This window comes from Providencia sp. PROV236, assembly GCF_033676985.1.
GTDB lineage: Bacteria > Pseudomonadota > Gammaproteobacteria > Enterobacterales > Enterobacteriaceae > Providencia > Providencia manganoxydans.
Genome location: NZ_CP096297.1, coordinates 4,042,121 through 4,061,456, shown reverse-complemented (window position 1 = coordinate 4,061,456; position 19,336 = coordinate 4,042,121). Strand labels below are relative to the sequence as shown.

At 37.8% G+C, this 19,336-nt stretch carries 20 protein-coding genes; 3 read left to right on the top strand and 17 right to left on the bottom strand.

Translation table 11 applies throughout. The features are described 5' to 3' along the window. Window positions 1-148: 148 nt before the first annotated feature. From ridA to phnR, 8 genes are all read right to left on the bottom strand, one after another. Window positions 149-535, bottom strand: a complete 387-nt coding sequence (gene ridA, locus M1E96_RS18825; RefSeq protein ID WP_070925551.1) for a 2-iminobutanoate/2-iminopropanoate deaminase — start codon at window positions 533-535, stop codon at window positions 149-151. A gap of 108 nt (window positions 536-643) precedes the next feature. Continuing rightward, window positions 644-1,108, bottom strand: coding sequence for an aspartate carbamoyltransferase regulatory subunit (pyrI, locus tag M1E96_RS18820; protein ID WP_070925550.1), 465 nt, complete (start codon window positions 1,106-1,108; stop codon window positions 644-646). 13 nt (window positions 1,109-1,121) lie between these two features. Continuing rightward, on the bottom strand, window positions 1,122-2,057 hold the full coding sequence (gene pyrB / locus M1E96_RS18815) for an aspartate carbamoyltransferase (protein ID WP_319067301.1): 936 nt from the start codon (window positions 2,055-2,057) through the stop codon (window positions 1,122-1,124). Between the two features lie 312 nt (window positions 2,058-2,369). Then, window positions 2,370-3,167 carry a 2-aminoethylphosphonate ABC transport system, membrane component PhnV gene (gene phnV, locus M1E96_RS18810; protein WP_319067300.1) on the bottom strand — a complete coding sequence of 266 codons (798 nt, stop codon included), beginning with the start codon at window positions 3,165-3,167 and terminating at the stop codon, window positions 2,370-2,372. Continuing rightward, window positions 3,161-4,030: a 2-aminoethylphosphonate ABC transporter permease subunit gene (phnU, locus tag M1E96_RS18805; RefSeq protein ID WP_319067299.1), complete on the bottom strand. Its 870-nt coding sequence runs from the start codon at window positions 4,028-4,030 to the stop codon at window positions 3,161-3,163. The genes phnV and phnU overlap by 7 nt, the downstream gene beginning before the upstream one ends. Window position 4,031: 1 nt before the next feature. After that, on the bottom strand, window positions 4,032-5,135 hold the full coding sequence (phnT, locus tag M1E96_RS18800; protein ID WP_319067297.1) for a 2-aminoethylphosphonate ABC transport system ATP-binding subunit PhnT: 1,104 nt from the start codon (window positions 5,133-5,135) through the stop codon (window positions 4,032-4,034). A 13-nt stretch (window positions 5,136-5,148) separates the two neighbouring features. Then, window positions 5,149-6,162, bottom strand: coding sequence for a 2-aminoethylphosphonate ABC transporter substrate-binding protein (locus tag M1E96_RS18795; protein WP_283125969.1), 1,014 nt, complete (start codon window positions 6,160-6,162; stop codon window positions 5,149-5,151). Window positions 6,163-6,282: 120 nt separating this feature from the next. After that, the gene (gene phnR / locus M1E96_RS18790; RefSeq protein WP_283125968.1) at window positions 6,283-7,002 is read right to left on the bottom strand and encodes a phosphonate utilization transcriptional regulator PhnR; all 720 of its coding nucleotides are present in this window, start codon (window positions 7,000-7,002) and stop codon (window positions 6,283-6,285) included. Between the two features lie 140 nt (window positions 7,003-7,142). Here phnR and phnW point away from each other — a divergent pair, with 140 nt between their 5' ends. Both phnW and phnX read left to right on the top strand, forming a co-directional pair. Beyond that, on the top strand, window positions 7,143-8,252 hold the full coding sequence (phnW, locus tag M1E96_RS18785) for a 2-aminoethylphosphonate--pyruvate transaminase (RefSeq protein WP_283125967.1): 1,110 nt from the start codon (window positions 7,143-7,145) through the stop codon (window positions 8,250-8,252). Window positions 8,253-8,254: 2 nt separating this feature from the next. Next, window positions 8,255-9,064, top strand: a complete 810-nt coding sequence (gene phnX / locus M1E96_RS18780) for a phosphonoacetaldehyde hydrolase (RefSeq protein ID WP_283125966.1) — start codon at window positions 8,255-8,257, stop codon at window positions 9,062-9,064. A gap of 248 nt (window positions 9,065-9,312) precedes the next feature. On the opposite strand, the gene M1E96_RS18775 is transcribed toward phnX, so the two are convergent. Beyond that, a complete protein-coding gene (locus M1E96_RS18775) occupies window positions 9,313-9,780 on the bottom strand; it encodes a hypothetical protein (RefSeq protein WP_140181015.1) in 468 nt (155 codons plus the stop codon). A gap of 778 nt (window positions 9,781-10,558) precedes the next feature. Continuing rightward, window positions 10,559-11,584 (bottom strand): ornithine carbamoyltransferase, encoded by a 1,026-nt coding sequence (argF, locus tag M1E96_RS18770; protein WP_369427283.1) that lies wholly within the window; start codon window positions 11,582-11,584, stop codon window positions 10,559-10,561. 163 nt (window positions 11,585-11,747) lie between these two features. Here argF and rraB point away from each other — a divergent pair, with 163 nt between their 5' ends. After that, window positions 11,748-12,161: a ribonuclease E inhibitor RraB gene (rraB, locus tag M1E96_RS18765; protein WP_180355036.1), complete on the top strand. Its 414-nt coding sequence runs from the start codon at window positions 11,748-11,750 to the stop codon at window positions 12,159-12,161. A 247-nt stretch (window positions 12,162-12,408) separates the two neighbouring features. On the opposite strand, the gene M1E96_RS18760 is transcribed toward rraB, so the two are convergent. The 7 genes from M1E96_RS18760 to M1E96_RS18730 are packed head-to-tail and all read right to left on the bottom strand — an operon-like array spanning window position 12,409 to window position 19,330. Further along, window positions 12,409-13,473 (bottom strand): hypothetical protein, encoded by a 1,065-nt coding sequence (locus M1E96_RS18760; protein ID WP_319067293.1) that lies wholly within the window; start codon window positions 13,471-13,473, stop codon window positions 12,409-12,411. Between the two features lie 18 nt (window positions 13,474-13,491). After that, the gene (locus M1E96_RS18755; RefSeq protein ID WP_349489667.1) at window positions 13,492-16,086 is read right to left on the bottom strand and encodes a fimbria/pilus outer membrane usher protein; all 2,595 of its coding nucleotides are present in this window, start codon (window positions 16,084-16,086) and stop codon (window positions 13,492-13,494) included. A 27-nt stretch (window positions 16,087-16,113) separates the two neighbouring features. Then, window positions 16,114-16,839 (bottom strand): fimbria/pilus periplasmic chaperone, encoded by a 726-nt coding sequence (locus tag M1E96_RS18750; RefSeq protein WP_349489668.1) that lies wholly within the window; start codon window positions 16,837-16,839, stop codon window positions 16,114-16,116. A gap of 9 nt (window positions 16,840-16,848) precedes the next feature. Then, the gene (locus tag M1E96_RS18745) at window positions 16,849-17,568 is read right to left on the bottom strand and encodes a molecular chaperone (RefSeq protein ID WP_369427282.1); all 720 of its coding nucleotides are present in this window, start codon (window positions 17,566-17,568) and stop codon (window positions 16,849-16,851) included. A gap of 5 nt (window positions 17,569-17,573) precedes the next feature. After that, window positions 17,574-18,110, bottom strand: coding sequence for a fimbrial protein (locus tag M1E96_RS18740; protein ID WP_319067287.1), 537 nt, complete (start codon window positions 18,108-18,110; stop codon window positions 17,574-17,576). Window positions 18,111-18,120: 10 nt separating this feature from the next. After that, entirely contained in the window at window positions 18,121-18,660 is a 540-nt protein-coding gene (locus M1E96_RS18735) for a fimbrial protein (RefSeq protein ID WP_319067286.1), read from the bottom strand. After that, window positions 18,632-19,330, bottom strand: a complete 699-nt coding sequence (locus M1E96_RS18730; RefSeq protein WP_369427281.1) for a molecular chaperone — start codon at window positions 19,328-19,330, stop codon at window positions 18,632-18,634. The genes M1E96_RS18735 and M1E96_RS18730 overlap by 29 nt, the downstream gene beginning before the upstream one ends. Window positions 19,331-19,336 lie beyond the last annotated feature (6 nt).

The following is a 19,336-nucleotide window of genomic DNA, read 5'->3' as shown; positions in this document are numbered from 1 at the left end:
AATAAATATGTTGTAAGTAAGAAATTAAGGTTGCTCATCATTGTAAAGCACGTGAAGTGTGGATTTAGCTTATTGCGGGGCGTATTAATTAAGAATTGATTATATAAAGAGGGAAAAGCGATATATTTCCCTCTTTATAATATAAGTACTATTTACGAACAGCGATCGCTTCGATTTCGATTTTTACATCTTTTGGTAAGCGAGCTACCTCAACGCAAGAACGCGCTGGGAATGGGGCATTATGCTGCTTGAAGAATTCTTCATAAGTTGCATTTACCGTCGCGAAGTCATTTAAGTCTTTCACGAATACTGTGGTTTTCACGATATTCGCCGCCGTTAAACCTGCTTTTTCTAAGATTGCCGCCACATTTGCCAGTGACTGGCGAGTTTGTGCTGCGATATCTTCAGGAACTTCACCCGTTTTTGGGTTTACAGGGATCTGACCAGAGGTGATCACCATACTACCTAAATCAACGCCTTGAACGTAAGGACCGATAGCCGCTGGTGCATTTTCTGTACTGATTTCGTATGACATAACTACTCCGTTTAATCAGGTAAAATTAGCATTATATAAGGGACAGTATAAAAGCTTTGTCGCTGACATACAAAGCTCATACAAAACCGCAGTCTACGCTGATATTGATTATTGATTATTGATCACGGCGTCTCTATCAAACTCTTTCTCACAGAATTTACAGGTTAGTGCGACTTCTTTGCCAACTTTTTTCACTTTAAATCCACTTGAAACAGGCTCATTGTGGCTAATGCAATTACTGTTTGGGCAGACGAGTACATTGTCGATATGCTCGGGTAATCTTAATTCAAGTTTCTCAACCACTTGGTAATCTTCAATACGATTCACTGTCGCTTCTGGAGCGTACATTGCCAGTTGGTTTGCTTGTTCTGGGGTTAAAAACGTATTTTCGATTTTGATTAAGTCTTTTTTACCCAAGTTATTCGACGGTAAATTTAACCCAATAGTGATGCGCTCATCGGTAAGTGTGAGCTTAAATAAGCTCAGTAATTTGAAACCAATTTGAGCAGGAATGTGGTCGATGACAGTACCGCAGCTGATAGCTTCTACTTGTAGTTTATGATCGTGTGTCATGATTGATTTCTCCTCAGATTGCCAGTTCTTTATTTAACACCAGTGATAGCAAGGCTTGTCGTGCATAAATACCATTACCTGCTTGTTGAAAATAGTAGGCGTAAGGTGTGCTATCAACATCGACGGTGATTTCATCGATACGTGGTAGTGGGTGTAGTACCTTCAGGTTTGGCTTTGCAACGTGTAAATCAACCGCTCGCAACACAAATTGTGCCTTCACATTGGCATATTCAGAAGGGTCTAAACGTTCTTTTTGTACCCGTGTCATATAGAGAATATCGAGCTCAGGCATTACTTCATCAATATTATTATGTAGGCTATAGGTAGAGCCTTTCTCTTCCAGTAGATGCAGAATATGCACTGGCATGGATAACGCATCTGGTGCGATAAAGTAAAAGTGATTTCCTTCAAACTTAGACAGTGCTTGCGTTAGCGAGTGGACAGTTCTGCCATATTTTAGGTCACCAACCATCGCAACTTGCAGATTTTCTAAACGGCCTTGTGTTTCTTGAATGGTAAACAGATCCAACAACGTTTGCGTTGGGTGTTGGTTGGATCCATCGCCCGCATTGATGACAGGGATATGACCTGCAAATTGACTGGCAAGGCGTGCGGCACCTTCTTGTGGGTGGCGCATCACAATTGCATCTACATATTGGCTGATAACCGAAATAGTATCTGCGAGGGTTTCACCTTTTTTACCTAAAGATGTATTAGTGCTATCCGAAAAGCCGACGACCGAGGCACCTAAGCGATGAATTGCAGTCTCAAAGGAGAGGCGTGTACGGGTTGATGCTTCAAAGAAACAACTTGCGATAACTTTATGTTTCAGAAATTCAGGCTGTTGTTGCTGTTTTAGAGAAGCAGCCACTTTGAGTACTAGCTCAAGGTCGGTGCGATCTAAATCATTAATTGAAATTATGTCGCGATGGTATAAAGGGTTCGGCATCGTTGTTCTCCTGTGTCAGCAAGATGTTTTAGGTAAAAGGCCAAAAAAAAGCCCCTCAATGAGGGGCTTTCTATCAAATACGGAGGGGAAAAACAGGCTCTCCAGACCGCCAGATGGCAGTGTAGTGGAGGTGTTCTCTGTAACAAATAGAGCGACAGCGTTCATGTTTTCTCCTGACAAATTGTGGCGCATTATACGCGTGTCTTTTCACGACGCAAGCGTTTGCATGCAGAAAAAATAAAATTTTTTTGTTATTTCGCGCTATCGACTCTCATACAATTCTGCGTAAAAAGAGAGAAATCAGTGAGATATTTATCGGCTGCTTAGTCGTTTGGCGATACGTTCCAATTGGATCATCAGCAGCAATGTCATTCCGACTAAAATAACCGTTAGTGCTGAGCCATCAGCAATATTTCCTCGGTCGGTTAAACTAAAAATAGATACTGGCAGTGTTGCCCATCCTGGAGGATAAAGCATCATGGTTGCGCCTAGCTCCCCTAAAGATAATGATAGGCTCAATGCTAATGCAGATATCATCCACGGCATTAATAATGGCAATGTGACATGGCATAAGCGATACCAAGGCGATGCACCTAAGCTAAAAGCAACATTTTCGATATCAGGAGAGATACGCGCTAGACCTGTTGATACATTACTAAAGGTAAATGCGCTTATCAGCACGAAATGTGCAGAGAAAATAATCCAAAATGTACCGTTCATCTGCAAATAGCCTTGGCTGAAAGCAACCAATATGCCTAGCCCGATCGAGACGGAAGGGATCGCACTGGGTAAATAGAAGGCAATGCCTAAGTATTTTTGTATTTTGGGAGAATGACGGCGTAGCGCTAAAGCGGCGCATAATCCACAGATTAAAGCAAATAGGCTGGCGCTAAAGCCAATTACCAGACTAGATAAAATGGCATCCCACGCAGGGCCTCGAAAGGCATTAACGAAGTGAATAAAAGTAAACCCTGAAGGTAATATTCCATTCCATTGCTGGCTAAAACTGGACATCAGGATGATGACGAGTGGCAGCAAAAAAATCACGCTAAATAAGCAGATAGCGATTGTCGCGGCAATGACACGGCTTTTTGATGACCATATTAGCATGATGATTTCCTCGTATTGATGCGACCCGTAGCCATTCGATATAAAGAGAATAAACCGAGTGACAGTAAAATATTAATTAACGCTATCATGCAGGCAACGGTGTAATTCGATTCAAGAATGGCCTTACTATAGACCATCATCGGCAATGTATTGACCCCTTTGGCGCCAATAAATAGCACAATGCCGAATTCATTGGTGGTGAGCAGTAAACATAGGCTTCCCCCAGCAAGCAAAGCAGGTAATGCAGCGGGAAAAATGACTTGGCGGATCACACGAGCAGGATGTGCACCAAGTACGCTAGCGGCTTCGAGTTGGCTTTTATCGATTTGACGCAGAGCCGCCATCAGTGGTCGCATAATTAACGGAGTGAAAACGGTAATTTCAGCCAAAATGACGCCATTAACGGAGTAAAGAAAATCAACGGGGGGGAGTTCAAAATCAAATAACGCCATGAGTGTGCCATTTAGTAACCCAGCGGAGCCATAGATAAAGGTAAAGGCGAGGGTGATCAAAAAGGTGGGTAGTGCAATAAACGTATCAATTACTTGTGTGATAAATCGGCTGCCCGTAAAAGGGATAAAAACCAATATCACAGAGAGAATACTACCAATGATCAAACAACCCAGTGTTGCAAAAACGGCAATGTACAGTGTATTGCTTAAGCCATTGATAAAGCGACGTGACTCAACCACTTCCCAAAACGTGGTTAAACCCCATTGCCCAGACTCATTTTGTAACGCTTGTTCTGCAATCAACAACAATGGGTAAAAGAACAGCGTAGCGAGTACTAATAATGGCAATAGTACCCATAAATAGGGGGATATCTTGATAGGACGACGATCTGTTTCTATTGCTTGTGACATGTCACGCCTCAATTAAAATCGTATTTGCGGGTGAAAACCATAAAGTTAGTGGATCGCCAATTTGTGGGCTTGGATGCAAGTGAGTGACAGCAACACTTATCGTTTCATTGGCTATGTCACAGATCAAATGGGTAAGATCGCCTTTCCAATTAATAGAACGTAAAGTGGCATTTAAGTGATTGGTCGTTTCTGGGCGTGGTGACAAGCTAATATGTTGCGGACGCACGCAAACCAGTTTATGGCCACTAGAGCGTACAGCTGAGGTTTGTGCTTCAATCAGTGCGCCTAAACAACTGACCGTCATTTGCCCAGAAGGCGGGATATCCCCAAGTGCGGTTGCGGGTAGGATATTGGCTCGGCCTAAAAACTCTGCCGCAAAACGATTAGGAGGCTGGTGATAAAGGGTGTTTTTTTCACCATGCGCGACCATATATCCCTCTTTCATTATGCCAATTTTATCCCCCAACGCGAGAGCTTCGGTCTGATCATGAGTAACATAAAGGATAGTTAATTCAGGTAATTCACGATGTAAACGTGCGATTTCTTCGACCATATTGTGGCGAATTTGTGCATCGAGAGCAGATAAGGGTTCATCAAGTAGTAATACCCGAGGCCGTACTGCAATGGCGCGAGCGATAGCGACACGCTGTTGTTGGCCACCAGAAAGTTGATGTGGATACCGTGTCGCATAGTCAGTCATACCTACAATTTTCAGTGCTTCAATCACACGTTCATTGACCAACGATTTAGGCTGTTTTTGCGCTCGTAGCCCAAAGGCAACATTATCTTCAACTTTCATATGAGGGAATAAGGCATAGTTTTGTACCACCATACCAAGCCCTCTTTGATAAGGTGGAAGATGGGTGATATCCGTATCACCCAGTAAAATACGTCCGCTGTCTGGTTGTGCAAAGCCGGCAATAGCGCGTAAAACAGTCGTTTTCCCTGAGCCAGATGGTCCGATAAGCACTAAAATTTCACCGGGCTCGATGGTCAGTGATAACGGTTTAAGTACCACGTTGTCATGATAGGACACTCTTAATGAATCAAGGGTGATCCCTGAATGTGCCGCCGTTTGTATCGTTGAATTAGTCATTTTTTTCATCAACATATCTGTATTACTCACTTTCAGTGGCTTTGTGCCAACGTGCAATATCGTCCGAAAGTGCAACGGCAACTTCATCCCAATTAGGTTGCCAACTTTTCACGCCTTCCATGGTTTTGATTGCGGTACGATATTTTTCATCAGTTGGGGTAATATCGGTGCGTACTGGGATCCCCCATGAAAGCTCACTGACTCGGCTTTGTGATTGTTGACTTAATAAAAAATTAATGAGTTTTTTACCATTTTCGGTTTCAGGACCACCTTCAACTAAACCAACCACATAAGGCAGGATCAAAGTAGAACGTTGCCCCTGCTTATCTTCAGGCCAAAAGATTTTGACATTCGGATTACGCTCCATTTGCGATAGGTTCATTTGTAAATCGCCATTAGCAACGTATAGCTCTCCCTTGTTAACCAGTGCAGTCAACTTACCTGTTGATGCGGAAGGGCCAACATTGTTCGCTTGCAACTTACCTAAATAATCTAGCCCCGCTTGTTTGCTGCCAAAGTTATGAAACACCTGTAGCATGACAGCGGTTCCATCTCCAGCTTGACCCGGGGTCGAGTACTGAAGTTTATTTTTAAAGCGGCTATCGAGTAATGAATCCCAATTTTTAGGGGGAGCTTTTAACAATTTATCGTTATAGATGAATGTCAGATAATTATTGACGATAGGAGTGTAATATTTGGTTGAATTGGGGATCGTTGTTGCGGCATCAGGAGTAAATTCAGCGAGTAGCTTGCTAGTGGCTGCGCGTTGAATAAAAGGCGGTATAGTGACCAACACATCAGCTTGCGGGTTTGTACGTTCTTTGGCGAGACGCTCGACAATAGCCCCCGATCCACTTTCTACATATTGTACTTTGATACCAGTTTGTTGGGTAAATTCATTAAATTGGTTTTGATACCAGCTGTTGTTGCCATCGTGCAGGCCATCGGCGGAATAAACTGTGACAACGGGTGCCGTTAGCGCGGGAGCGGAACATAGTGTAGCCATTAATAAGCAAGAAAGGCGAGAAAGTTTCATTGTGATCTCCTGTTAGCGAAAGTTTTCTGGTATATACCAGTTGGCTTTACGCTAACGAGAGATTATGACAGAAAGATGAAAATCTATTTTTTTTCGAAAAATCTATTTTCATGAACCGTGCTACAAGGTATCAACCTCAATACGCAGGCTATCATGACGCCAATATTCCACATCATAATCCAGTATGCGCCCATATTGGTCATAGTTTAAGCGTTGTAATAAGAGCGCGGGACGGCCGACTGTGACGCCTAATGCATTAGCGGCCGGCTCAGGCATCGCGGTTGGGTAAAATGATAGGTGCATACTGGTGTAAATCAGGTTGTAGTGCGTTTCATACACTTCAGTGAGGCTGCCGTTCAGATCATGACTGAGTAATTCGGGGACGCGAGCAGGTAAACAATGGTTTTCGCAATAACAAATAGCGCGATCATCTGCAAAACGTAATCGAGTGAGTAAATAGATTTTTTCAAAAGGCTCTAGCAGCAATGGCTTGGCAACTTGGTTTGGTACGGTGACAACACGACCATCCAATAATTCTGTTTTAGGCTGACGACCTTGCTCAAGGCACAATTTATGGAAGTTAGTGTTTTGGGTTGGGTTGAGCCATAAGCGTTCAGGTGTGACAAACCAGCCGCGCCGCTCGGAACGGTAAATCAAACCACTGGACTCTAGCTGCATCAAACTTTCACGAATGGTGATACGAGTGGTGTGGTATATCGAGCACAACTCACGCTCTGAAGGCAGTTTGTCACCACTCTTTAAGCTGCCATTTTCGATTTTTGCTTGCAATTGCGCGGTGATCAACCGGTATTGCGGAAGCTCTTCAGTCGTCGATTTCATAAATTTTCACCACGTTAGTTATCCAGCACATTATACAGAGTTATATGAATTTTTTGTTGCAGAGTGACTTTTCCTTTGACCTTTTAAGTTAACTATACGCATTATAATGCCTATCTGGTATAGACCAATAGGTGAGTTGAATGTCTGATCGTAATTATTTGTTATTAACCCCCGGTCCTTTGACGACATCACAAACGGTAAAACAAGCCATGCTGTTTGATAGTTGTACATGGGATGATGACTATAATCTTGGTGTAGTACAGCAAGTTCGTCAGAAATTAGTCTCTTTAGCGACCGCAGCGGCTGGATACACGTCAGTTTTAATTCAAGGTAGCGGTAGTTTTGCTGTTGAGGCGTTATTAGGGAGTGCGATTAGTTCGCAGCACAAGCTACTGATCATTAGCAATGGCGCATATGGTAGACGTATGGCCGAAATGGCTCAGCGTATGGGGTTATCCCATCATTTATATGATTGTGGTGAAGTGGCGCTACCCGACCTTCATCATATCGAGCAGTTATTACAGCGAGATCAAAATATTACGCATATTGCGATGGTGCATTGCGAAACAACGACAGGGATCTTGAATCCTATCGCCTCAGTGGGGGAATTGGCTAAACGCTATAATAAGCGTTATCTAGTTGATGCAATGAGTAGTTTTGGTGGTATTCCAATGGATATCGCTCAACTTAATATTGATTTTATGATCAGTTCTGCCAATAAATGTATTCAAGGTGTGCCGGGCTTTGCTTTTGTTATTGCTAGGGTGAATGAATTGGAGCAATGTGAAAATCGCTCTCGTTCATTGTCTTTGGATCTGTATGCTCAGTGGCAATGTATGGAGCAATATCATGGTAAATGGCGTTTTACTTCCCCGACACATACTGTATTGGCATTTGCACAAGCTTTACAAGAGTTGGAACATGAAGGGGGAATAACTGCTCGCCATCATCGTTATTCACAAAATCAAATCAAATTGGTTGCTGGTATGCGAGAGCTAGGCTTTGAAACTTTACTTGATGAGGCAATGCAATCGCCAATTATTACTGCATTTTATTCACCTAAAAACCCACATTACCGCTTTAAATCATTTTATGAGCGGCTAAAAGCCCAAGGATTTGTTATCTATCCGGGGAAAGTTTCACAAAGTGATTGTTTCCGTATTGGTAATATTGGTGAAGTTTATCAACAAGATATTGCTGCTCTATTGTTGGCGATCGAGAAGGCTATGTATTGGAAAAATGAGGAATAATGATGAGTCGTATTAATGCAGTGATCCTTGATTGGGCGGGTACAACGGTAGATTTCGGCTCTTTTGCACCAACCCAAATTTTTATTGAAGCATTTCATCGTGTGTTTGATATTGATATTACCCTTACAGAAGCACGTATACCTATGGGGCTGGGTAAATGGCAACATATTGAAGCGTTAGGCAAGCTAGCGGCAATTGATGAGCGCTGGCAGCAGAAATTTGGACGTTCAATGTCTCATGATGACATTGATGCTATTTATGAAGCCTTTATGCCATTGCAAATCGCCAAAGTCATTGATTTTGCAGCTCCTATCGATGGTGTTATTGATACCATCAAAACACTCCGCTCTTCAGGGATCAAAATTGGTTCATGCTCTGGTTACCCACGGGCCGTGATGGAAAAATTAGTACCCGCAGCAGAGCAGTTAGGCTACAAGCCTGATTATTGGATTGCTAGTGATGAGCTTGCGGCTGGTGGCCGCCCAGGGCCTTGGATGGCGTTAAAAAACGTGATTGAATTGGGCGTTGATGCTGTTTTCCATTGTGTGAAAGTCGACGATGCGGTACCGGGAATTGAAGAAGGCCGTAACGCAGGTATGTGGAGCGTTGGGCTAGCATTATCAGGTAATGAGTTCGGCAAAACATGGGATGAATATCAGAACATGTCCGCTGATGCAGTGGATCGGCTACGGCAACATGCAGCCGATAAATTATTTACTGCGGGTGCCCATTACGTCGTGGATACCTTAGCGGATTTACCTGATGTTATTGAACAAATCAATAAGCGGTTAGCGAAGGGCGAAAGACCTTAGTTTTTATTATTGCTTTGTTAATTATTTTTATCAGTATGATTGGCTTACTTTGATTTGATCTTCAAATTGGATTAAGTAGGCCAAATAGGCTGTTATTTCAAGGTGAATTCATATTATAAGTTGTGTATAACAAGCGCTAATTGCCTCTGACTCTTCATATTTTTTAGGTGGCTCAAAGTGTGTAAGCCACGTCTAACATCAATGAAAGAGAGAGCACCGTGGTGACAACGTACAGTTAGTAGCTATCATTAATGAATGGTTCCTGTGCGATTAAAAAAATCGAGAAGGTATTGCTCAAGCTCATTTTTTTGAAAAAAACGTTTATAAAAGAAGCTACGGAAACGAAAAACACAGCGCTTTAGTCTTGTTATTCGCCATTGTTGCTGCTTGGCTTCCCACAATAATTGTAGTTGTGTGCGAAATTTGGGCGTAGTGATATCAAAAATAAATAAAGCAATTTTAATTTTTTCTGATTTTTTATCCCATTGAGGTGAAAAACGTAAAACTATCGTATGTTCATTAGGATAATGAAGATGAAGAAGGCGATCAGGGCCGCTGACATGGTTAGTCAATGTTTCTACTGTTTTAGATGTCGTTAACCATTGTGAAACTTCTTGATATAGCTGCGTCAAATGATTTTGCCGTCTCTGGCGATAGTATTCCTGCTGAGATTGACGTTGTTGTTGAGATTGCAAAGCGTGTTTTATTTTATCCATATCGTTAGGCTCATTCTTGCAATATAACTGGTGTTATTTCATATAAATAAATGATGAAGTTATAGGGTTATCATCTATAAAATAATATAAGGTATATTTTAAATAAAAATTCAAAGAAAGCGTATTTAACCAATGATGATAGTAACAATAATTCTAACTTTATTTAAATGAAGCCTCAATAACAATTTTGTTGTTGAGTATGCTATTATCATGTTAATCGTTTGATTAATATAATAAGAAGTTAAATAAATTAAATTAATTATAAATTGCTATTGATGTGAAATAAATAATATTACAGTATTTACTATAATTTTTATTGATAATCATTATCTAAATGTAGTTGTTTATCGTTCTTGAAACTCATTAACTGATTAATATATTTGTGTTTTTTGTTTTGAGGGGATTTTTCGTTAAATTGACATGATTGTGTTGACGAAGCGATAAAGTAGAGTGATTTCAATTATGTTATATATTAGATGGAATGTAAAAATATCGTTCTATTCTTTATTTTCATTTTTTATGAGGTTGTTTTTTGTCTTCAACAAGTTTGTTGTTGTGACATTGAAGAGATGTATTTTGGTTATGTTCAATCATTATTAATTATTATTATTTATAGTAATTAGCATTGTTTTATATTTAAAATATCCATCTGTTTTTAGAGTGGATGTTACCTACATGCTTAATGAAGTAGTTATTGATTAATGATATCTTTAATTATTTATTATTAATTATGTTTGCAAACATCACAATCAGGGTGATGTTTGCAAATATGGCAGGATCAAATGACATCTTTTGGCAGCTCAGGCGCTAATGTTGCGACCATAACTGCTTTGATTGTGTGTAATCGGTTTTCTGCTTCATCAAATACCATGCTGTACGGAGACTCAAAAACCTCTTCAGTAACCTCTAATCCACCCCACATATCAAACTCCTCAGCAAGTTGTGCGCCTAGTGTCGTATCTTCATTATGGAATGCAGGTAAGCAATGTAGGAATTTTACATCAGGGTTGCCAGTTAGTTTAATCACATCCATATTGACTTGATAAGGTTTGAGCAATTTGATCCGCTCAGCCCAAACCGCTTTTGGCTCTCCCATTGAAACCCACACATCGGTGTAAAGAAAATCAGTATCTTTTACCCCTTCAGCGACATCTTCGGTTAAGGTTATTTTACCGCCTGTTTTGTGTGCTGCTTGTTGGCAAATTTCAACTAACTCTTGCTCTGGCCAGCAACTTTTTGGTGCGACTAAGCGAATATCCATCCCTGTTAACGCGGCTGCTTCTAACATGGAGTTCCCCATGTTATTACGTGCATCACCCAGATAGGCAAATTTAACTTCAGACAATGGCTTGTTTGGTTGGTGTTCTTGAATTGTCAGCAGATCGGCCAATAACTGTGTGGGATGGAATTCATTGGTTAATCCATTCCATACAGGCACTCCCGAATGAGCAGCCAGCATTTCAACATTAGATTGGCTGAATCCCCGATACTGAATACCATCATACATTCGGCCGAGAACACGAGCGGTATCTTTCATGGTTTCTTTATGACCGATTTGGCTACCTGATGGACCAAGATAGGTAACACGAGCACCTTGATCAAATGCGCCCACTTCAAAAGCACAGCGGGTACGGGTGGAATCTTTTTCAAAAATTAACGCGATATTTTTACCTGCTAGCAGGGGTTGTTCAAGACCTGCTTTCTTCTGTGCTTTCAGCCATGCTGATAGTTTTAATAGTGAATGAATTTCACTGGGCGTAAAATCAAGTAACCTTAGAAAGTGCTTTTTATAGAAGGGGTTCATAGAATATAGCCTTTTTTTATTGAATTAATATTCAATTTATATTCATAAAAATTCAAAATCAACCCCTTATAGAAAAGAAATTATTCATATAAGTATGGTTTCACTGGCTACCCTATGGGAGAATGAGTTTGAGACTAGCAATAATGATAAAAGGGGTGTGGACATGGTGGATAAAGCTGAACAAGAAGCTCAATACGAAGAAACTCGTTTAATTATTGAAGAGTTACTGGAAGACGGTAGTGATCCAGATGCATTATATGCAATTGAACACCATTTCTCTGCTGATAATTTTGAACTACTCGAAAAAGCCGCAGTAGAAGCCTTTAAATTAGGTTATGAAGTCACTGATGCTGAAGAACTCGAAGTTGAAAATGGCGTAACACTGATGTGTTGCGATGTGATCAGCGAAAGTGCATTAAATGCAGAATTGATCGATGCGCAAGTTGATCAGCTAATGAAACTGGCAGAAAAAATCGGTATTAATTACGATGGGTGGGGAACTTATTTTGAGGATCCTGACGCAGAGTATGATGACGAAGACGCTGACGATGAAGAAGAAGGCGAACGCATTCACTAATCAGAGCTGATAACCAGAGGATAGCTATGGGCTATCCTCTGGGGTTTTAATAAGCTATGATTTTTTAATCGGGCATGTAAATCATGCTGTATATAGGTTTGTTACCAAATCTGCTGATTAAAAGTGATAGTGACCTCAATTATAAAATAGTTTATCACCTGCTCTCTGCTTTGAAGTGATCTATTTCATTTTTGAAAGTCGATTTATTCGTGAAATAAGCCCTCTTATACCCTAAATTACTCGCTATTTACTTAGCCAGTATAAAGACATCAATGGCGCCTGAATAAGCTTTACCTGCTTCAGGCCGTCCATCACTACAAAGATCCCACTGCATGATGAGACTCCCCGTATTACTACCTACAAATGGTGTTTCACCATCGAATAGAAAGTCACCACCGCTACAACCAGGAGGCGTGTTTTTTAAACTACCAGTGATATAAGGCCCTGTTTGCACGTTATTTAGAAATAATTTTTTCTTGTTGATATCTGTGATACCAGAGGATACCTTAGAAAAAACTGAAATCGCATTCAGCCCTGTTTCACAACTATAATTAAGTGTAGTTGATTTAGTGCCATAGGTGGTTCCTTGAACGGGTTTAATTGCAGCATTTTTCCATTCTACGACGGCTGGAGTATTGATAGTGCATGCAGGGCGAACTAAAAAACTAGGAATTATTCTTGTAGATTTAATCGTCGACCATCCGCTAGCAGCTCCACCTGGATGAAATGCATTAGCAAAACTTTTGAAAGTCAAGCTATTATCAGATGAAATCGAATAAAGGCCTGGTTTTACATATGCTGACCCACTATTATATATTCTATATTTTAAACCTGATGCTTTTTGAGTTGAGCTTACCCCACTAAAAATAGAGTTACTGTAGTATTTATTGAAAGTATCACTAGGAGGCTTATTTGCTGTTATTACTTTATTCTGATTATTCCCGTCAATATTTAGAGAGATGCTACCAGAAACAATAACCAAATATAATGTAGTAGGAGAACTGGGTGACTCCACATTAATGAGTGGGACACCATAATATTGACTAGGTGAACCTATGTATTTAGAGCCTTCTAACTCTAATGAAGTTAAAAACCGATTACATCCCCCATATCCCATAGACTGTGCACAGTTATTACCATTCACTGTGGCGTAAGTTGTGATATCACTTATTGAAAGTTCAGGTGTAATAAACCCTTCTCTAACGACAGAACCTACATCAATTGTTTCTGCAAAAGAGAAGCTTGAAAATAGGGTAAAACCAATAATTATTCTTTTTAAAGCTAATAAATATTTTACTCTGGAGATAGCCATAAGACACCATAAATTAGTTTAAATACAATTAATGCTCAATTGTTTAATAAGTTCATCTGAAGGTAAATTATTTGGTAATTGATAAGAAGCAGTACATTGTTGTTCTTCTTTATTGCCCCATTTTACTGAAATAATTCCTTTTTCTTGTAAGCCGCTTAAATATAATTGACCTAATTCGCCGACAATACTTGAGTCTGATGTAGAAAACTCTTTGTTATTATCAATAATGGTAGCAATAGCCCCAAAAGGAACAAAACCACCATTATAATTGACGGTTAATAATGCTTGATAGCCGACATTAGTTTTAAATTGAGCTTTTACTACAGCACCTTTAGTTGGATAAACATTGACTGATGTATCGATAAGTGTTGTATTTTCTGGTAATGTTGTAGGGTTAATACTTACAATATTTTTGTTATAATCAGATAAATAGGATGAAACAGCATATCCATCAGAATTTACTGTATTGCCATTCTCAACTTTAGCGCCTTTAGCATCTTGAGCTTCAACAATAGCAATTGAAGAGCCAAGTGTCGGCGATAATATTATCCCATTTTTATGTATAACAACGCCACCATTACCACTAAGGTTTACGCTACGGTTACTCTCCGTATAATTATAGCCGGACGAAATATTTCCTTTATTACCAGTATAACTTGCATTCAATGAACCACCGTAGTCTTGGTCTTTATTACCCCAACTTTGATTAATACTATAAGATAAAGCATTATTCAATGCGTTTCCACTAAGTCCAATAGACTGCGAAACTTTTCCATTATTAGAATGAGATAATTGGTAATTAGAATAAATGTTTTCCGCTAGCTCTGATTGACTAAATAAACTAAATGGTACTTGGATACTTAACGATAGCTGTTTATTTTCAGGCCATTTTCCATTTGTATCATCGGTACGGCTAATTGAATAAGCAGTATTAACATTGACTCCTTTAATATTCGTATTATAGGACAAAGATAAGTTTGTGACTGTTTCATTACGATCCCAAAAATCATCACGAGATGCCATCAAGGAAACGCTACCATACTTACCAATTGATTGGCTAAGGGAGGTTTGGAAGCTATTTTTTTTACGCGATGATAACCATGGCATAATTCCTTGGTTGATATCATATCCAGTATTATTGAAATCACTAAAACTATAGTAGTCTTTTGTTGAATATCTTAATGCTGTCAAATCAACGGAGGTACCAGTGGATAACAAACTTTTTGAATAACGAACACGATATGATTGCCCAGTTTTGGTATCCTGATGATTAAATTTAGCCGACGATACAGTGATATCAGCAGAAAAAGCCCCAAATACCCCGATAGAAAAACCAGTACCTAATGTACCTGACATATATTTTTCAGCGAGTAATGTACCACCATATAGGGTTAAATTTTTAGGCAATCCATAAATTAGAGTACCTAATATAAAATTACTTTTCCGGGAACCATTTGTAATTTCACCATTATATTGGCCAGAAGAAATTTCATATTTCATTTGGCCACTTCTAACCATAACTGGTAAAGCTGAATAAGGTTGGTTAAAGGTTTTTATTGTACCATCTTCTTCTGTAATTGTAATAACTAAGTCACCACCCATATTAGTAGGATATAAATCACGTATGCTAAAAGGGCCTGGGGCTACATAAGTTTGGTAAATAATCGTTCCATTCTGAGAAATGCTGATGCGTGCATTCGACTGAGCTATCCCATTAATCTCTGGTGCAAATCCTCTTAAACTGCTTGGTAGCATTTGTTCATTTGAATTAATTTTTATCCCTTTAAAGGGAATACTATCAAATATTTCACTACCTGTGTTGGTTTCTCCAATGAATAGTTCCGAACGCCATTTTCTAATTTCTCTCATTACATAGCTATTTGAAAATTTCGTTTTTGAATCTGTCGTTTTTGAATCTGCGCGATCAAATGTATTTCTTGTATAAGTTGCAGTTGAGCGTAATCGCCAAGCTCCTAAATTTATACCGCCATTAGCAGTTGCATAAAAATTATCACTTGATGATTTTTTTGAGTAGCGATTGCCATCTTGCCAATTTTTTCCACCACTAAATTGATAGTTAAAAATAGCAGCAGGAACGCCTTCACTAAATAGATTAGGATCAATATATCCACCTACTTGATGCTTCATATCAATTTGTGGAATGCTTAAGTACAAACTCAATTTAGCAAGATCAAATCTATAGGAAAAATCAGGAATGAACTCATTAATATCCGAAACAATTTCATTACCTTTTAATGATGATAACCCTTTAATAATTTGAGTATTAACACCTAGTTCATCTAAATTCTCTTTAGTTAATTCGGGATAAACTTTACCATCATTATTTTCAATGAAATTAATCTCTTTTACACCCGACTCCTGTTGGTTAATATAAACAGTGACTAAATAATGTCCAGGAGATATCGCGCCGGATTTAGAGAAAATACTTAAATCAATATTATCACGATCACTACCATTAGGGAATGACAATAAATTGGGATCAAAGTAGTCCTCTGCAAAACTTGAAAATGTCATTGAGACAAGTAATGCGACAATACTTTTTTTATGTAAAAATAAAACCTTGCTTTTTCTAGTAACCAAAATTTTCTTCATAATAATGTTTTCTTATTTTAGCCGCATTTAAAAATCTTGCTCTATAGATTCTGTTTTTCCGGATAAGTCATTAATTAATGACCATTGAATTTTTCCTGATGCATTTTTAGGTAGTAGGTATTTCTGACTATCATTAGGTGGTACCATTCTCATTAATTCATCTTCAGATATTTTTTTGTTACCGATAGATATAGAATCAAAGGTTACATATAAAGGTGAATTGTTTCTTACGATTAAACTCTCTCCCTCTTTTTGGAATTCCAGCATATCGAAGGTTTTATTAATTTTTTTTATCTCTAAGTCATTTGGTCTATAAAAAAGTTTAAAAGATAATACTGTGTTTATCGCTATTTTACTATTTTCATCTTCATTAAATGAAGGTATTGCTTTTATATATATATAATAAACACTCTCATTTTTCCTATTAAGGATTCTGTCTTTTTGAATTATTCTCCAACTCATTTTTTCATAGCCATTAATTTTTTTTAATGGAGGTAATATGATAAAAGGTGAGTCTTTATACTTATAATCATCAGTACTATCTTTAATTGACATTGGAGATGTTTCTGAAATCCATGCCTGCATTAAATAATTATTCTTAGAGTTATTTTTTATTGAGAAACTAATCCCTGACTTATCTGATTCATTATAAATCAGTCTAGTGCTATAAAAATCAAACCCGCTGTTAACGTCATTTGCATTTGACGTATTTATAGACAAAAAAAGCACAAATAAAAATGCAATCAATCGCATATCTTAAGCCTACTTTTTGAATACATATTGATAATTATCACTAATGCCGCCGTAATCGTTGATTAATGACCATTCGATAGTGTTTGCTTTATTATAAATTGATATTATTTTTTTCTCATTAGGACCAATTAGGGTATCGAAATTGGATATTGACTTATTATTTACCTTAAGGCTAGCAAACGTTAAGTAATAAGGCGATGGATTATAAACCTCTAATTTATTGTCATTTATTAATTTAAATTTCAAATCACTTTCGGATTTTTTATAACTGATGGGTAAATTTTCAGGACGATAAAATAGCTTGATTACACTTCGGGTTGAAATTGTAATTTTTGCTTGCATACTATTATCTTCACTTCCATTATTGGTTTTTTGACTTGAAGGGATAACATTTGCAGAAAAATAAGCAATAGACTCTTTATCACTAGGTAGTGATTTTTTTGATTTTAAAATTATCTTTATAGTATTTTCTTTATTTGGCTCTAATCTAAATAATGGCGGGATAACATAAAAATTGTCATCTAATATTCCATTAGGTGAAACATATACACCTGCTTGAACTAAGTAAGCTTTATCATCATTATTAATGATTGTGATTGTTTGTTCTTTATTACCTTCATTATATACAATGCGTGTTTGCCCTAGAGCAACACCAGAAGCTGCATAGCTTTCTGCCATTATAAGCATTGATAATGATAAAAAGATAATTTTTTTTAATAGAGTAAACATAGAAATTACCGATACTCAACTTGAAAAGTCATCGTCGCATTAAGTTCTGTTGCCTTTATATCTGCACTTTTTTGACAATTTATACAGAAGATATTCGATTCAAATGTTTTTTCTGAATAATCAGTAGTGCCATCATCCTTTCCTGTCCATACAATGTCCCCTGGTTTAAATCGTTCACCATTGTCTTTCAAAAGTGCAACGCCGATGTTCTGATCGACAAGGTTATTAAATAGAGTATTGTCACCAGATAATGTTGTGCCTGATAGTTTGATTGAGGGGGTAACAAGATCAATATTTTGACAGTTACTTAACTGTAATGTTATTTCTTTAGGGGAAACGCGTTCATAAATAATATTTGTGGTGATTACTTTTCCAAAATCGACATCACCTTTTACTTTTTTATCATTAAAAACTGAAATATTGCAAGAAGCTGCAACAAATGTTGCTTTGAACTGGATTTTTGCTGTATCAGCAGAATAAGAGTATGCCGATATTAGTAATAGTAATGGAGATACTTGACAAGTTTTCTTTATAAATTTCATGGGATATCTCTTAAGGGTAAATAAAATCAAAAGTAATAGTTGCAGTAGCTGAACCACTTGATATTTTCTTTGCTGCGTTTTGTAATACAAAACCCACGGTCATATTGATTAGCTTTTCTGTGGGTTCTATTTCTATCTCACTATTATCTTTTAATGGTTTGCTTTTATTTTCATTAAATTCTAAAGGTGTGATGTCACCATTTTTTATTTGAAAACCAACCCCTTCTGCTGTACCTGATGTGAAAAAAGTTTCTGGATCATTATCTGGTGTGATCCCATTAACTTTTATCGAGGGATTTATTCCTTCTGCGAAACCTTCGCATTCATATAATATTTTTAAAGGCTTAACTCTAGCTGCTAAATTTGCATTTTCAATAAAGTCACCAAGATAAATATCTCCAAAATCAATATTACTCACAGTACTAAATGAGCAAGCACCTTTAATGATTTCTGCTTTAAATCCTATTCCTTCATCTGAGTAGCTATTAAGCGATATAAATAATAATAGGACGGATAAAGTTCTATTTTTGAATGCTTGAGCTATAAACATTTTCACTACCTATATCATTAATTGCTATCCAATATACTTTTCCAGTAGAGGCTTTAACGTTATATGTCTGCTGACTATAGGGCGCTATCATTGAATTACCTTCTTCAACAGAAACTTTAACTTTTTTACCAGCGATATTTAAACTCGAGATACTTACGTAGTACGGCGAATTATTAATCATTTCGATGCCTTTTGAGGTTGACTTAAAAGTTAATCCTTTTTGGGCTTCTTCTGGTGTTGAAGCTAAATTACTCGGTCTATAAAATAATTTTATTTTATTTGCAATCGCAATGTTTATCGCTCCACTAACCGTATTATTTTCATTACCTAGTTTTCCTGAAGGAATTGCTGTTCCAATGAAATAGAAAAGCGATTCTTGGTTCTTTGGTAAATTAACATTATTGTTTTTAATTATTTTAACTTGGTTTGTATTACCCGGTTCTAGTCTGAATATTGGTGGTATAGTTTCAAATGGTGATTGCTTATCATCTGGCGTTAAAACTTTAGTTTGAACTAGGTAAGCAATATCTTTAGTTGTATTTCTTATACCAACAGTTTTCGTTTTGTCATTTTCATTATAAATAATGCGAGTTGCATTAATGCCAAAACCTGCGGAAAACGCATAAGAGGTAATTGACATAAGTATAATAGCTGAAATATATTTAAACATTTTGCA